This is a genomic window from Halopelagius longus (genome assembly GCF_900100875.1).
Lineage (GTDB): Archaea > Halobacteriota > Halobacteria > Halobacteriales > Haloferacaceae > Halopelagius > Halopelagius longus.
Window position 1 is genome coordinate 202,508 of sequence record NZ_FNKQ01000005.1, and the last position, 15,310, is coordinate 217,817.

Annotated in this window: 10 protein-coding genes; 4 read left to right on the plus strand and 6 right to left on the minus strand. The window is 67.6% G+C overall.

The annotated features are described in order from the left end of the window. Nucleotides 1-2: 2 nt before the first annotated feature. From BLS11_RS17270 to BLS11_RS17285, 4 genes are all read right to left on the minus strand, one after another. Nucleotides 3-1,607, minus strand: a complete 1,605-nt coding sequence (locus tag BLS11_RS17270) for a hypothetical protein (protein WP_092539043.1) — start codon at nucleotides 1,605-1,607, stop codon at nucleotides 3-5. Next, a complete protein-coding gene (locus BLS11_RS17275; protein WP_092539044.1) occupies nucleotides 1,604-2,383 on the minus strand; it encodes an ABC transporter ATP-binding protein in 780 nt (259 codons plus the stop codon). The genes BLS11_RS17270 and BLS11_RS17275 overlap by 4 nt, the downstream gene beginning before the upstream one ends. A gap of 30 nt (nucleotides 2,384-2,413) precedes the next feature. After that, nucleotides 2,414-3,484, minus strand: a complete 1,071-nt coding sequence (locus tag BLS11_RS17280) for a DUF8127 domain-containing protein (RefSeq protein ID WP_092539045.1) — start codon at nucleotides 3,482-3,484, stop codon at nucleotides 2,414-2,416. 162 nt (nucleotides 3,485-3,646) lie between these two features. Then, a complete protein-coding gene (locus tag BLS11_RS17285) occupies nucleotides 3,647-5,506 on the minus strand; it encodes a hypothetical protein (protein WP_092539046.1) in 1,860 nt (619 codons plus the stop codon). A 574-nt stretch (nucleotides 5,507-6,080) separates the two neighbouring features. Between BLS11_RS17285 and BLS11_RS17295 the strand changes: the two genes are divergently transcribed. Both BLS11_RS17295 and BLS11_RS17300 read left to right on the plus strand, forming a co-directional pair. Next, nucleotides 6,081-7,787 carry a nitrite/sulfite reductase gene (locus BLS11_RS17295; protein WP_092539048.1) on the plus strand — a complete coding sequence of 569 codons (1,707 nt, stop codon included), beginning with the start codon at nucleotides 6,081-6,083 and terminating at the stop codon, nucleotides 7,785-7,787. Further along, nucleotides 7,777-9,423: a Coenzyme F420 hydrogenase/dehydrogenase, beta subunit C-terminal domain gene (locus BLS11_RS17300; RefSeq protein WP_092539049.1), complete on the plus strand. Its 1,647-nt coding sequence runs from the start codon at nucleotides 7,777-7,779 to the stop codon at nucleotides 9,421-9,423. Before BLS11_RS17295 ends, BLS11_RS17300 begins: the two co-directional genes overlap by 11 nt. Here BLS11_RS17300 and BLS11_RS17305 read toward each other — a convergent pair. Together BLS11_RS17305 and BLS11_RS17310 are read right to left on the minus strand one after the other, a co-directional pair. Beyond that, complete coding sequence (locus BLS11_RS17305; protein WP_092539050.1) at nucleotides 9,420-10,256, minus strand: phosphatase PAP2 family protein; 837 nt, start codon at nucleotides 10,254-10,256, stop codon at nucleotides 9,420-9,422. The genes BLS11_RS17300 and BLS11_RS17305 overlap by 4 nt on opposite strands. Before the next feature lie 4 nt (nucleotides 10,257-10,260). Further along, nucleotides 10,261-12,099 (minus strand): ABC transporter substrate-binding protein, encoded by a 1,839-nt coding sequence (locus BLS11_RS17310; RefSeq protein WP_092539051.1) that lies wholly within the window; start codon nucleotides 12,097-12,099, stop codon nucleotides 10,261-10,263. A 231-nt stretch (nucleotides 12,100-12,330) separates the two neighbouring features. Here BLS11_RS17310 and BLS11_RS17315 point away from each other — a divergent pair, with 231 nt between their 5' ends. After that, nucleotides 12,331-13,722, plus strand: a complete 1,392-nt coding sequence (locus BLS11_RS17315; RefSeq protein WP_092539052.1) for an arylsulfotransferase family protein — start codon at nucleotides 12,331-12,333, stop codon at nucleotides 13,720-13,722. Next, nucleotides 13,719-15,293, plus strand: a complete 1,575-nt coding sequence (locus BLS11_RS17320) for an ArnT family glycosyltransferase (RefSeq protein ID WP_092539053.1) — start codon at nucleotides 13,719-13,721, stop codon at nucleotides 15,291-15,293. Before BLS11_RS17315 ends, BLS11_RS17320 begins: the two co-directional genes overlap by 4 nt. The last annotated feature ends 17 nt before the right edge of the window (nucleotides 15,294-15,310 follow it).

Below are 15,310 nucleotides of genomic sequence, written 5' to 3' on the forward strand. Positions count from 1 at the left end.
CGTCAGTCGAACGTGTAGTCGCGGTAGCGTCGAATCGCGTACCGATACGAGAGCAACGGGACGCCGCACGCCAACAGGAGGTACGCGCCGGCCCCGCCGACGAACGCGGGAGTCACGCCGAGGTGGCCGGCGAGCGTGAACCAGAGGAGGACCACGCCGACGGCCGTCCCGCCGCCGACGACGAACATGTACGTCACCATCACGAGCGTCGAGGGGACGACGGTCTCGGTGCCCCAGACTTCGCGCTCCTCGTAGATGGGGTACGCCGCGCCCACGCCGACTGCGAACGCGGCGGCGGCGACGCACAGTCCGACGCCGGCCGCGGCGAAGGCGACTGCGAACGAGGGGGAGACGCCGACGGCGACGGACGCGAGGGGGACCAGAACCGCGACGGGGAGTCCGACCGCCAGCCCGGCGAGCATCCGGCCGCGAACGAGCGTCCGCGTCGGCGTCTCCGTGAGCAACAGAAGCGGTAGCTGCGGTCGGTCGTCGCCGAGGGGGTTCAGTCCGAACGTCGCGCCGGCGAGGTACGTTCCGAGTCCGACGCCGACGCCGGCCGCGAGCGGTCCGAGCGAACCGGACTGGACGAACACGCCGCCGAAAGGTCCGACGAAGAATATCGCCATCAGGAGGTGGTTGAGCTCCTGCGGATTTCTGGCGGCGCGGACGAGCGTTCCCCACGCGATACGGGCCGACTTCGTTCGCGCGAACGGGCGCGGCGGGGCGAACCCGCCGGCGGACGAACTCGTCCGCCGACTGCGCTCTCGGCGCGGGGCGTCGGAAAGCCACAGTTCGGACGCCTGCCGGGAGGCGACGGCCAATCCGACGGGCGTCAGCGCGACCAGTGCCGCGAGGACCGCCACCGCCTCCGGTGACATCGGCCGAGAGAGCGGCGTTCCGAGGAACGCGAGGGCGACGTAGTCGGTCAGCGGTTCGAAGGTGACGGCGGAGAGGAGTCCCTCGACGGAGACGGGCCGTTCGGCGATGTACTGCCCGGCGAACTGCGACCCGACGACGAAGACGACGAAGACGAGGATGCCGACGGCCTTCAAGACGCGTCGGATGCCCGGCAGTCGCCGCAGGACGCGCAAGACGGCGATACCGAGGGCGTATCCCCAAACGGCGGCGCAACAGAGGAGCGGAAGTAAGACGAGCACCGCCGTCACGACAAGCGACGGCGACCCGAGTCCGGCCGCGAAGGCGACGGCGAGAGCCGCGATGGGGATGCCGAGCCAGACGGCGAGTCGTCCGATTTCGGCGCCGATGAGGCCGACGACGACGGCCCGAGGGTGGACGGCGGTCAAAAGCAGGTCCTCGGCTTCGACGCCGCCGATGCGTTCGAGCGTCGTGAAGGCCGCGAAGAGGAGAAGCCCCGCGGGGAGTATCACCGCGCCGGGGGCGAGGAACGGAACCGCCGCAACCGAGCGAGCGGTGCGGCCGGCGAAGTAGGCGACGGGGAGCGAAAAGGCGATCTGCATCCCGAAGATCAGGACGGCGAAGCCGACGCCGAGGAGGCGGCGGTTGTCGCCGCGGATCTGCCTGACGCTCCGGCGGAACTCCGCGCGTCCGATTCGCGCGCCGTGGCGGACGTCACGTCCGAGGTTCATTCTTCGGCCTCGGCTACTCGGGAACCGTCGCCGCCGCCGGTGATTTCGAGGAACGCGTCTTCGAGCGACGCGTTCTCGCCCGCCTCGGCGCGGGCCGTCACCGCCTCGGGTGCCCCTTCGGCGACCACCCGACCGTCGAACAGGACGCCCACCGCGTCCGCGACGGCTTCCACGATGGGGAGGATGTGCGTCGAGAGGAACACCGTCGCGCCCGCGTCGGCGTACTCGACGACGAACTCGCGGATGCGTCGGACGGCTTTCGGGTCGAGTCCGGCGGTGGGTTCGTCCAAGAACAGCACGTCCGGGTCGTGGAGGACGCTCTGGGCGAAGGCGGTCTTCTGCCGCATCCCCTTCGAGTAGGTGCCGATGCGCCTGTCGGCGTCGGCGGTCAGGTCGAACCGGTCGAGGTACTCCTCGATGCGGCGGTGGGCGTCCTCGCGCGGCACGTCCCGGAGGTCCGCGACGTATTCGAGCTGTTCGCGGGCGCTGAACTCGTCGTACAGGGGCGGCGTCTCGGGGAGGTAGCCGACGAGCGGAGCGAGTTTGCGTCGGTCGGTCACGGGGACGCCGCGGACGCGAACGGTGCCCGAGGACGGCCGCGAGAGGCCGGTCAGAAGCCGCATCGTGGTCGTCTTCCCCGCGCCGTTCGGGCCGAGGAACCCGTAGACGGTTCCGCTCGGAATCGAGAGCGACACGCCGTCGAGGGCGACTTCCGAACCGTACGCCTTTCGCAGGTCCGTCGCCTCTATCGCGGCGTTCGGAGTGGTGGAGGGCATGAAGCGGGATTCAGTTCCGAACGGCGTTCCCTAACTGTTACGAATCTGAGACGAATGCGCGGCGGAGTCGGCCGTCGCGTCGTCGCCCGCGAAGACGACGCCGTAGGCGAGAGGGACGACGCCCGCGAGCAGTCCGACCGTAAGGGAGACGCCGCCGAGGATACCCCCGAACGGGCCGTGCGCCAGAACGCCGCCGCCGACTGTGAGTGCGGCGAGCAGGGCGGTCCACGCGAGGAGCCACAGCCACTTCCGTCGGTGAATCAACACCCCGGCGACGACGCCCGCGGAGACGACGAACGCGCTCACCGGTCCCCTGACGAACCGGTTCGCGGAACCGCTCTCGAACACCAGCGTCGCCGCGAGGGCTATGGGAACGGCGAGTGCCGCGACGGCGACGGCCCGACGGACCGTCAGCGGTCGGTCCACCGTCGGGTACCGGCGACGGAGTGCCAACAGGCCGACGGCGACGGCGACGTACCCCCGCCCGACGGGCGTCAGCAGGTAGCCGAGGAACCCTTCGAGGATGGACGCGGCGATGGCCGCCTCGGCCTCCGGAGCGACGGCGTAGTACGCGCCGTCGTGGCGGTAGACCCCCCTCTCGACGCTCCTCCCGGAGACCGACCCGGAGTCGATGACCGTCCGAGCGTCGGGGGAGGCGTCGGCGTAGGGGGTCGACGTCGCCGCGAGGACGGTTTCGGCGTCAACCGGGTTCATCCGGATGCGGGAGAACGTGGTGTTCTCCTCCGTCGAGTAGTTCCACCGGTAGTACTCGCCGTCGTACACCGCGAACGTCGCGTTCACGTCGTCGAGGGCGATGTCCAGTTCGGAGGAGACGTTCCCCTCGAAGGAGCCGTTTCGGGCCGCGCGGACGACGGGCCGCCGGGCCGACTCGGACACCCCGTCGAGGCACTCGTCGAGGTCGACGACCGAGTTCGACGCGTCGGCGACGCGGTGGGGGTGGTCGCCGCCGCTAATCTCGGTGGCGGTGTACGTCACCTGCATGTCGGACATAGCGGCGTGGAGCGCGAAACTACAGGCGATACCGACCACGAGCAGTGCGAGTACCGCGAGGGTACGGGGGGAGGGCGTGGAGGGCGACATCGGTCGCTACGTCTCCGCGTTCGGACATAAAATCTCGCGGAACTACCACGACCGGGGGACCGAGCGACGAGGACGAGCGTTCCGTCGGGCGTCGGCGTCTCCGCGGTAGCCCGCTCTCCGTGAACTGCGTCGTCGCGCCGAAGAAGGAGTGCGGCGAGGTGGTTAGGGTTGGACGAGCCGACCGAACAGGGACATCACTTGGCGGATGAATCCGCTCAAGCCGGTACCCGAACCGTTCGAGTCCGACGCCGCGGTGGTCGTCTCTTCCGTCGATTCGGTCGTCGAGTTCGGCGTCGGCGTCGCGTCCGGAGTGGACGCCGGCGTGTCCTCGGCCGTCGTCGGCTGAGCGGACGCGGACGACCCTTCCGTCGGCGTCTGCGTCGCGTTCTCCGTCGGCGTCGAAGTGGCCGTGTCCGTCTGCTCCGGCGTCGACGAAGACGAGGCCGAGTCAGACGAGTCGGACGAACTGGACGCAGAGGAGTCAGACGAGTCGAACGAACTGGACGCGGACGAGTCAGACGAGTCGAACGAACTGGACGCGGACGAGTCAGACGAATCGGACGAACTGGACGCAGAGGAGTCAGACGAATCGGACGAGTCAGACGAGGAGGACGCAGACGAGTCAGACGAGGAGGACGCAGACGAGTCAGACGAGGAGGACGCGGACGAGTCCGTCGAATCGTCGGGGTCCGTCTGCGACGAGTCCGACGCCGCGGTTTCGGTCGTACTCGGAACCTCAGTCTCGTTCGGAGCCTCAGTCGCAGTCTCAGTTGCCGTCGTCGTCGAAGTTTCGGTCGCCGTTTCGGTCTCGGTCGCCGTCGACGGAGACGAACTGGAACTGTCGTCGGCGGGTTCCGTCGCGTCCACCGTCAGGTCGTACTCCGTGAAGCCGACGTTGTACGTTCGCTCGGTGTCGGGTCTCGCCACGCGGACGTAGTAGGTTCCAGCTTCCGAAATCTGGGCGGACTGCTCCGCCGAGAACGTTCCGCCCCCGCCGTACGCGTACGTTTCGTTCGTATCGCTCATGCCGGACGGTTCTATCGTCCCTATCGGACGCCCGTCGGCGGTGTAGATTTGGAGCCCGAAGTCGCCCTGATAGAGCGCGTTGACGGACAGTTCGGCGGAGACGTTCAGGGTTCCCTCGCCCGCCTCCACGGCGTACCAGTCGACGGCGTCCGAACCCGTGAGAATACCCGTCGCGTCCGAGTTCGCGCCGAGTTCAGCGGCCTGCGACCTGTCGTCGTTCGATTCGGACGCTTCCTGACTCCGAGTGTAGGCGGTCAGTTCGGCGTGGTTGTCGGAGGAGGAGGTTATCGCGACGTAGTACTTCCCCGAGTAGTCGGCTATCGTGCCCTGCATGGCGGTGTCGGGGCCTCTCGTGATAGACCGTATCTGCTGTCCGTTCCTATCGTAGAGAATCGCCTCTCGCATGCCGCCGCCCGTGACGATGCCGATTGCCTCTCCTTCCTCCGCTTCGATGGAGTAGGCGCCGTCGATGTCGTCGCCGGACACTTCCTGACCGGATTCGAGTCGTTGAGCGTCGGCGAACTCCCGGGTCACCGTGACGTTGACGGTGTCACTGACGGTCTGGCCCGTGTCGTCGGTGGCGCTCACCGTGACCGTGTAAGTGCCGGGGACGACGACCGAATCGAACTGGAGGGCCGTCCCGTCGTCGGACTCCTGCGCGTAGGTGCCGTCGACGTCGTGGTTCCACGAGTAGCTAACGTACCCGGTCCCCCCCGACGATTCCGCCTGGAGTCGGGGCGTCTCGCCTATCTTGAACGTCTTGTCGGACCCGAGTGAGATGTCGAACGAGTCCGACTCCGCGGAGTCGTCCGCGTCGGTCGTATTCTGCGTCTCGTTCGCCTCGGCGGCGTCGGCAGTCGTCACTTGACCGAACGTCGCGTCTCCGCCGTCGGCCGTCGCGGACGCCGCCGCGACCGGAAGCGAGACGGCGGACAGGACGACGACGACGGCAACCAGTAGCGGTGCGAGTTTCCCCGCGAAGGGTGAGCGAGTCATCGCGACCCTCCGGTCGGGACGGTCGGTTCCGCGTACGTCCGCGCCGTCGCGGCACGGCCCGCCCGGACGGAACCGGACTCTGCGGTGTCGTCCGGCGTGTTTTCGGTGGCGTCTCGGCCGGCCGACGCATACCTGTTGGGAAATCGGAAGTTCTTCGTAGGCGGCTGGAGGTGCCTCATACCCGCCATGTCTGCATTATCGGATAAAATCAGTATCGGTGATATTCAGAATCTGACACGTTCACGAAATCTAACGTGTTCCCAAATCTTCCGCTCATCTCGCCGAAAGTGACGAGCACTCTGTCTGTAAGTGGAAATTACCGGTTCGAAATGCGTCCTGTTGCGACGCAGGTACCGGAATATATTCCCGATTCTTGCGACAGCACCGTTCGGCGCGTACTCCTCGGATTCCCCGTGGACCGCTCTCCTTTCGCTCGTTCTTTCTGTGCTGTGTGGTCACAGGTAACAGTGGTCCGAACCTCTACACGGAATCCGAGGCAGAAATCGCATAAACGAGATGATGTAATGGACGTTCGTTAGTTATGTGCTACCACGCCTCTTTGAGGAGGTACATCATGAATACTGTCGAACGCTGGAAACAGGAGAAACACCCCCTCGACGTGATAGAGGACGTACGCGAGTACGCCGAGGACGGACTCACGTTCGAGGAGATAGAGGAACGGGCCGGCGAGGGAGAGTGGGAGCGTCTGAAGTGGGCCGGGATGTACGCCCACGGCCGACAGGAGGGGTACTTCATGGTCCGCACGAAGGTACCCGGCGGCTTTCTCACGCCCGAACAGGCCGAAGTGATAGGCGAAGTCGCGGAGGAACACGCCACCGCGCCGCCGGAACACGGCGGCGAAGAGCAGAACTCGATTTGGGGCGACGCGTTTCTCGACATCACGACGCGGCAGGACATCCAGATGCACTGGATAGAGGTGGAGGACATGCCCGAGGTGTGGGAGAAGTACGACGAGGTGGGTCTGACGACGATTCAGGGGTGCGGCGACGGCGCGCGCAACGTCCTCGGGTGTCCCGCGGCGGGACTGACCGACCACGAGTGCTTCGACGCCCAACCCGTCGTCGACGCCGTCTCCGACTACTTCACAGGGAACCGCGAGTACGCGAACCTCCCCCGGAAGTTCAAGATGACCGTCACCGGGTGCCGGGAGGACTGCGCGCAGTCGCAGATTAACGACGTGGGCCTCACGCCCGCGCGGAAGGAGGTGGACGGGCGGGACGTCTACGGCTTCCACGTCCGCGTCGGCGGCGGCCTCTCGGACGGCCCGCGGATGGCGTCGAACCTCGACGTGTTCGTCCCGCCGGAGGACGCCGTGGAGTTCTGCCGCGCCGTCGCGCAGACGTTCAAGGAACTCGGCGACCGGAACAACCGCGGCGTCTGCCGGATGCGCTATCTGGTCGAACAGATGGGCAAAGAGAAGTTCGAGGAGGCGGTCCGCGCCCGGTGCGACGTGGAACTCCCGACGCGGGGGACGGACCTCACCCGGAGTTACACGGGCGACCACGTCGGCGTCCGCGAACAGAAACAGGACGGCCTCTACTACGTCGGGTTCAACGTCATCGCGGGCCGGATGGGCGGCGACGAGTTCGCCGAGGCCGCCCGCGCGGCGAGGGAGTACGGGACGGACGAGGCGTCGGTTCGTCTGGCGACGGACCAGAACTTCCTCGTCACGCACGTCCCGGAGGAGAACCTCTCCGCCCTCCTGAACGAACCGTTCGCCCGGAAGTACGAACACGACCCCGGGCCGTTCTCCCGCGGCGCGGTCGGATGCACCGGGTCGGAGTTCTGCAACTACGGCATCATCGAGACGAAGAACCGCGTCTACCGGTGGGCGAAGGCCCTCGACCGGCGAATCGAGACGCCCGACGACGTGGAAGTCGTCCGCATGCACATGTCCGGGTGTTCGGCGTCGTGCGCCCAACCGCAAATCGCGGACATCGGCTTCCGCGGGGAGACGGTGAAGGTGGACGACCCCGAGGGGACGACGAACGACGAGGGCGACAACATCGTCGAGGGGATGGACTTCGGACTCGGGGGTTCGCTCGGGTCCGACAACGAGTTCCTCGATTGGGTGGAGAACGCCGTTCCCGCGGGGTCGGTGATTCCGGCACTCGAAGAACTGTTCGACGCCTACGCCGACGAACGCGAGGCGGGCGAACGCTTCTACGAGTGGACCCGCCGCGTCGAGAACGACCGCCTGCGGACCGTCATGCAGGACGCCGACGCGAACGTCTCCGGGGGTGTCGCCCATGGGGACTGACGGCGGCGAGAACCGGCGAGAGGAGCGAACGCTCCCGCGCGTCCCCGACGCCGGCGACGACCACGCGGAGACGGCCGTCCCGCCCGTTGACGGAAGCGCCCCCCGGACGCCGGACACCGACCCCGAGGCGAAACTCATCAAGTACCGAAAGCGACGCGTCAAGTCGCGGTCGGAGAGCGACTCCGACAACCGCGCCGATTCCGCGGACGGTTGCGGATGCGGCGGCGGGTGTGCGTGCGGACTCGCGTCCGGCGATAGCGGAGAGAGCGAGGCCGTTGCGGACGGTGGCGCGCGGCCCGCGAACGTGGACGAAGACGGCAACCTCCGGGACCTGAACTTCACTGAACCGACGGCGGGGAAGAGCCAAGACGTCTACGACGACGCGCCGGACAAACGCGTGCAAGTGCCCGAGGGCGTCGAGTTGGACACGCCGGGCTACTCCATCCGGAGCGAGATGAACGACATCGAGGAGTCCGACGACAAGACGTGGTTCATGGAACTGGACACCGCCGTCATAGACGAGGGGCGGTGCATCCAGTGCGGCACCTGCGTCGCCTCCTGCCCCTCCGACTCCATCGGCATCGGCGACGACGGACTCCCCGAACTGGTGAAGATGTGCACCGGGTGTTCGCTCTGCTGGGACTTCTGCCCCCGCGGCGGCCTCCGGTACGAACGCCAGTGGAAGATAACCGGCGGCGACGACAACGTGAAGGGCGCGGGCGACCCGATAACGGAGTTCTCCGCGAAAGTCGAAGAGGAGTGGCGCGAGAACTCCCAAGACGGCGGCGTCGTCACGTCCGTCCTGATTCATCTGCTGGAGGCGGGCGAGATAGACGGCGCACTCGTCGCCACCGAGTCCGAGGAGGACCCCTGGAAGGCGGAGTCGTTCCTCGCGACGACGCCCGAGGAACTCATCGAGAACGCGGGGAGTTTCTACAACCAGACGATGGCGCTGGGCAACCTCGACGTGGACCAGTGGGAGGAGAAACTGCCGGACAAATCGCCCGAAGACCTCTCTCTCGCACTCGTCGGGACGCCCTGCGAAATCGAAGGGATTCGCGCCCTGCAGGACTTCGAGTGGGACTACGCCTCCCAGGAGGACGGCGTGCGCGCGATAGACTACACCATCGCGCTGATGTGCACGAAGAACTTCAACTACCACCGCCTCATAGGCGAGCAACTGGCCGAGAAGCGCGACTTACCGCCCGAGGACATCGGCAAACTCGACGTGCTGGACGGGAAGATGATGGCGTACGACCACGACGGCGAGATGATACTGGAGGAGGACGTCGAGGCGTTCCACGACGCCGCCCTCAAGGGGTGCGACGAGTGCGCCGACTTCACGGGCTACTGCGCCGACATCACCGTCGGGTCCGTCGGGTCGGCGGACGAGTATTCGAGCGTCATCGTCCGCACCGCGACGGGACTCGACGCGTGGGAACTGACGGAACCGGACCTCGACTACCACGACTTAGAGGACCGGTCGGCCGTCGGCGGCCTCCAGTCGTGGGACAAGAAGAAGGCGTTCGAGGCGCTTCGGCGCCCGTTCGACCCGGACGCCCCGCGGTTCATCGAGTACACGGAGCACGCGGAGAACTACGGGACGACGCTCCGCGCCCACGAGTCCGACCACTAGCGCCCGAACAGCGAGCGATACGAGTGCCGTTCGCTGTCTCGGTCCGGGCCCGTCCCCGCCCGGCGGGCGACGGAGACGCTCAGACCGGCCACGGCGAGGCCGGCGACCACGTCCGTCGCCCAGTGGATGCCGAGGTACATCGTGGAGACGGAGATGGACGCCGCAAGCGCCACCGAGATGGGGTACCACCGCGGGTAGACGTGTCGGAACCGGTAGGCGAGGAGGGCGACGGTAACCGAAAGCGACGTGTGAAGCGACGGGAAGACGTTCGTGTTCCTGTTTACCTCCGTCGTCAGCAGTTGCGCCTCCGGCCACGTCGTGTACAGTAACGACTCCACGAGTTCGGGCATGAAGTTCCGCGGCCCGTACGCGATGAACACCACGTAACAGACGAGTCCGACGCCGTAGTTGACGATGTAGGCGACGAGGTGTTCGTAGAGCGACCGCGGGTCGTCGTGCAGGAGGTACGCCGCCAGCGGAAACGTCAGGAGGAAGACGTACCCGAAGACGTAGACGAACCCGAAGTACGCGGTCAGCGCCGGCGTCGCGAACGACTGGAGGACGGCGACGAACTCGCCCTCGACGGCGTGGATGTAGCCGGTGATGTTGACGCCGATGAGCCACGACACCTCGAGTCCCACGTCGCGGACGACGCCGTTCGCCGCGAGGACGACGAACAACGCGCCGACGGTGCGCGCGACGGTTCGGAGGTTCGACCGAACCGTATCCGAGGCCGAGCGCAGGCGCGCGGGGCCGACGACGACGACGAGGGCGACGGCGAAGAGGACGAGGACGCCGCCGACGACTTGCGCCGCGACTTCGAGCAGCCCCATCCTGTCAGCCCCCGACGAGCTTTTCGTCCTCGTACTGATACCCCGCGTTACGGAACTCCTCTCTGACGCGTTCGACGTCGAGTTCGCCGTTCGCTCCGAGGAACGGCGTCGCCGGGTCCGTCCCGTTCCAGCGGAGGTCCGAGGGGAGCCAGCCGGTGCCGTCGAGCGGACTCGCGGCGGGTTGGGCGTACCCCTCGAACACCTCCCGCGTGATGAAGTCCTTGTCCACGAGGTGCGCGAGCGTGTTTCGGAACCGAGGGTTGGTGAGCGGGGGGCGGCGCGCGTTGTAGCCGACGAGGTAGAACCGCTCGGAGCGGCGGACGATCAAGTCGAGTTCGCTCGCTCGGCCGATGCGCGGGACCGTCGCGGCCCCGAGTGGCGTCCCGGTCACGTCCGCGTCGCCGCTGGCGACCGTCTCGGCGGCGGTGACGTCCGAACCCACGACCTGTACGGTCAGGCGGTCGAACGCCGGGGCGTTCGCGAGGTGCGACGGGATACCGTCGTCGTTCTCGCTGGTGAGGAAGTGGTCGTCGAACCGTTCGAGTACCACCGCCTCTCGCGGCGTGTTCCGGACGAACTCCAGCGGTCCGCTTCCCACCGGCGGGATGTTGTTGGTCACGAGCGCCTCCGTCGCGCTGCCGAGTTCGATGCCGCCGACGGAGGCGGCCGACGTCCGTTCGCTCCACACGTGTTCCGGGAGCACCGGGACGGTGAACGCGCGAGTCGCGACCTGCGGGTCGCAGTCGACGAACTGAAGTTCGACCGTCCGCGGGTCGACGACTTCCGCGTTCGTCACGAGACTGCTCTGTCCCTGAAATCGCGGCGCGGGGACGGGTCCGTCGTCGTCCTCGCCGTCCTCCGTCTGTATCACCGACCCGAGCGACGTGTCCGCGAGGAACGCGTAGGTGAACGCCACGTCGGCGGCGGTGAGTCGTTCGCCGTCGTGCCACGTCGCCTCCCGGAGTTCGACCCGCGCGACCGGTCCCTCCTTCCCCTCGGAGAACGCCCACGAGGAGGCGAGCCACGGTTCGACCGTCCCACCGTCGGGCGAGTAGCCGAGCGAGTCGTACAGCAGTCCCGTTATCGCGCTGGTGCGGCGGAACTCGACGGCCAGCGGGTTCAGGTTCTGCGTCAGTCGCTCGTCCGTCGTCGCCACCGTCAGGTGGGCCTCGGCGGCGTCCGATCCATCGGCGGTGAGACTCTCCGCACCGACGCGCCGGTCGAGGTTCAGATACCCCATCGGCGACTGCAGGTCGGCGCGCTGCCAGTTCGTGAACCGGTCGGTCCGCGCCGCGCGGATGTCGTCGGGGAACGCGACGACGGTGAAAGGCTGGGTCGTCGCGACCGACTGCAGCAGCCGGTTGACCGCCTCGCGGCGCTTCTGCCCGGAGGTGTGACGCTGCTGTTCGAGCAGTTCGTCCACGTCGAGGTTCGTGTAGCCGAACGGGTTCTGCCACCCTTGCGCGCCCGCGAACCGGGAGTGCAAGAGCGGGTACAGCGCGTCCGGCGTCCGGAACGTCGCCGGGGCGGGGGCGACGAACAGGTCGAACTCGTGGTTCAACAGCACCTGTCTGAGCAGTTCCTCCTCGGCCATCGGCGTGACTTGAACGCCGATACCGGCGGTTCGGAGCCACTCCGCGACTCGGCGGGCGACTCGAAGCGCGTAGGGGTCGGCGTCCGCGGGTACGGTCTTGATTTGGAGCGTTATTTGGTCGGGAGACTTCCACCCGGTGACCGCCCGGAGCCGACTCGCACAGCCGCTTCCGAGGACAGCGACGCCAGTGGCGAGCGAGGAGAGAACGGCCCGCCGGCGGACGGTGTTGGAGGTACACGGCTGTGTCATTCCGTTCGTGCCCCGTTGTGAACCCGCTCTAATATCTCTTCGGACTTCACGTCGGACGCGTGAACCGACCGGATCACACCCGTTTCTGTCGGCGGTCCTGAGTGTCCGGCACCCGAGCGCCGGTGAGACGGTCTAGCGGTCCGTACAGTCGGGTTTCGGAGAACTGACGCTCCGAGTCACCGAGAGACGATAGGCAAGGCGCTTATTTGCGAGCACCAAGATTGGTCCGCTATGGCCTCCCGGAGGCGAACGATTCGCAGCGTGCTCGCCGCACTCGTCTTCCTCTCTGCGGCGACGCTCGTCGTCGGATACGTCGACGCCGAGCGAACGAACGACAAGGTGACCGGCGACCCATCGGTCGAGCAGGCGTTCAAGACCGGGAACCGCTCGCCGGTCGTCCCGAGTCGCCCGAACGTCACCGTCGTCGCCACCGACTCGAACGCGTTCGTCGGCGACGAGGGCGACGGGGCGCGGGCGCGGGCGGAACTCGCCGCGTTCGCTCCCGACGGTAGCATCTACTACTATCAGGACAACCACACGCGGTACTGGGACGTGGACCGCGTCCCGGGCACGAACTCGACGGTCGAGTTCGTCTACGCGGACCACCTCGCCCCCGGCGACTGCGGCGAGACGGTCTGCACACAGAACGGCGTCGAACGCGTGAACCTCACGACGGGCGAACGGACGCAGGTGTACAGTCGCGTCACGCCCGGCAAGCACTCCACTCGCTGGCACGACGTGGACCGAATCGACGAACACCGCCTGCTGGTCGCCGACATCGACCGGGACCGGGTGTACGTCGTCAACACCACCACGGAACTCATAGAGTGGGAGTGGGACGCCCAGTCCGACTTCGACGTCGCCGAGAGCGGCGGGCCGTTCCCCGACGACTGGACCCACCTCAACGACGTGGAGTACGTCGAGGTGGACGGACAGGAGGCGGTCATGGTGAGCCTCCGGAACCACGACCAAGTCGCCTTCGTTAGCTTCGAGCGCGGTCTGATGGAGAACTGGACGCTCGGCACCGACGGCGACCACTCGACGCTGTACGAACAGCACAACCCCGACTACATCCCGCCCGAGAACGGCGGCCCGGCGGTTCTGGTCGCCGACTCCGAGAACGGGCGCGTCGTGGAGTACCAACGGGAGAACGGCGAGTGGAACCGGACGTGGACGTGGGCGGACCAGCGCGTCCAGTGGCCGCGCGACGCCGACCGTCTCCCGAACGGCAACACCCTTGTCACCGACTCTAACGGCGACCGAGTGTTCGAGGTGAACAGCGCGGGCGAAGTGGTGTGGTCCGCGACGGTCGGGTTCCCCTACGAGTCGGAGCGACTCGGGACGGGCGACGAGAGCGAGGGCGGCGAGAGCGCCGCCAGCCTCGGCGTCCCCTCGAAGACGCCCGCGGAAGGGGAGCGTTCGCTCCTCGCGCGGGCGACGGCGGCCCTGCCGCCGAAAGTCGTCAACTCCATCGCGTACGCCTTCCCGCGGTGGGTCGGCGTCGTAGAGGGACTGGCCGTGGCCGTGTTGACCGTATCGCTCGTCCGGTGGCTCACGCTCGAGTACCGCTGGACGGACAGGACCGTCGGCGTTCGTTCGCCGCTTCGCTTCGGACGTAAATGACAGTACGAGAGTCCTACTCGCATCGATTGGTGTCGAACGCGGACAGACTCCGCCGCGCCGTTCCGCTGGAGGCGCGGGACCGCAGGTGGCTGACGCTCGCGTTGATTCCGAGCCTCGTCGCCGTCTGCGTCTACCTCGCGACGAACCCGTACCCCGCCTACGGCGCGGGCCTGTACACCCAAATCGCCGAGGAGATTATCGCCGGCGGCTACGCGCCGCCGGCCCGGATTCCGGGGTACACCGCCGACGGCGTCCCCTTCGCGTACCCGCCGCTACAGTTCTACGTGCTCGCCGTGCTCATCGATATCGGCGGCGACCCCGTCACCATCTCGCGGTTCCTCCCCAGCGTCGCCGTCGTCGCAGCCCAGATTCCCCTCTACCTCCTCGCGCGCGACTACACGGGGTCCCGCCCCGCCGGGGCGGCAACCGCCGCCGCGGTGGCGCTGAACCCGCAGATTCTACAGTGGCACATCTCCGCCGGCGGCGTCGTCCGCGCGTTCGCCTACCTGTACGCGCTGACCGCGATATACGCCGGCTACCACGTCTTCACCTCCGGTAACCGCCGGGCGGTCGTCGGCGGACTGTTCGCGTTCGGACTGACGCTCCTGACCCACCCGACGTACTCGCTGTTCGTCGTCGCGACGTACCTGCTTCTGTGGGCGGTGTTGGACCGCTCTCCGCGGGGGTTGGTCCTCGGCGCAATCGTCGGCGTCGGCGGCACCGTCGTCGCCGCCCCGTGGTTGGCGTGGATGGCGTCGGTCCACGGCGTCGAAACGTTCACCTCGGCGGCGAGCACCCACGGCGGAATCGGCGGCGGGGTGAGCACGCTGTTGGACGGAATTTCGATATACACGGCGATACCGCTCGCGGCGGCGGCCTACCTCCTCGTCCGGCGCGAGTGGTTCCTGTCGGCGTGGGTCGTCGCCGCGGAACTGCTGTTCCAACAGCCCCGGTTCGTCTACACCGCCGGGACGTTCGCCATCGTCGCCGTCGGCCTCGACGCCGCCGGGCGGATTCGCGCGCTCGACCCCGCCGGTTCGCGGAGCGTCGACTGGCGCGCGGTGGGGGCGGCGGCGGTCATACTCGCGGGGACGGTCTGCGGCGGCGCGTACCTCGCCTACGAGATGACGCTAGTCACCGACCCCACGACGCCCGAGTTCCTCGACGACGAAGCAGTCGCGGCGATGGAGTGGGCGGCGACGGAGACGCCCGAAGACGCGACGTTCGTCGTCCTCGGCGACGCCGCCGAGTGGTTCCCGGCGGAGGCCGAGCGGACGATACTCGTCGGCCCGTGGGGCGTCGAGTGGGAGGGCGCAGAGAGGTACGAACCGCAACTCGGCGCGTACACGAACGTCTCCGCCTGTCAGAGCGCCACCTGCGTCGAGGAAACCGCCGCGACCGTCGGCGCGAACCCCGACTACGTGTACGTGCCGAAAGGGAGGTACACCGTCCGCGGCGCGGGGATGGTGCAGTTCGGGTCGCTCGAACGGTCGTTCGAGCGGTCGCCGCGGTGGGAACTGGCCTTCGAGAACGAGGGCGTCGCGATTTACCGCGCGACCGACCCCGAGTGATATCGGGCGGCGCGTCG

What these genes read in the sequence shown, in the direction of transcription:
- BLS11_RS17305 (WP_092539050.1), bottom strand. Translation starts at nt 10,256, where the DNA reads ATGGGGCTGCTCGAAGTCGCGGCGCAAGTCGTCGGCGGCGTCCTCGTC.
- BLS11_RS17310 (WP_092539051.1), bottom strand. Translation starts at nt 12,099, where the DNA reads ATGACACAGCCGTGTACCTCCAACACCGTCCGCCGGCGGGCCGTTCTC.
- BLS11_RS17280 (WP_092539045.1), bottom strand. Translation starts at nt 3,484, where the DNA reads ATGTCGCCCTCCACGCCCTCCCCCCGTACCCTCGCGGTACTCGCACTG.
- BLS11_RS17275 (WP_092539044.1), bottom strand. Translation starts at nt 2,383, where the DNA reads ATGCCCTCCACCACTCCGAACGCCGCGATAGAGGCGACGGACCTGCGA.
- BLS11_RS17300 (WP_092539049.1), top strand. Translation starts at nt 7,777, where the DNA reads ATGGGGACTGACGGCGGCGAGAACCGGCGAGAGGAGCGAACGCTCCCG.
- BLS11_RS17315 (WP_092539052.1), top strand. Translation starts at nt 12,331, where the DNA reads ATGGCCTCCCGGAGGCGAACGATTCGCAGCGTGCTCGCCGCACTCGTC.
- BLS11_RS17295 (WP_092539048.1), top strand. Translation starts at nt 6,081, where the DNA reads ATGAATACTGTCGAACGCTGGAAACAGGAGAAACACCCCCTCGACGTG.
- BLS11_RS17320 (WP_092539053.1), top strand. Translation starts at nt 13,719, where the DNA reads ATGACAGTACGAGAGTCCTACTCGCATCGATTGGTGTCGAACGCGGAC.
- BLS11_RS17285 (WP_092539046.1), bottom strand. Translation starts at nt 5,506, where the DNA reads ATGACTCGCTCACCCTTCGCGGGGAAACTCGCACCGCTACTGGTTGCC.
- BLS11_RS17270 (WP_092539043.1), bottom strand. Translation starts at nt 1,607, where the DNA reads ATGAACCTCGGACGTGACGTCCGCCACGGCGCGCGAATCGGACGCGCG.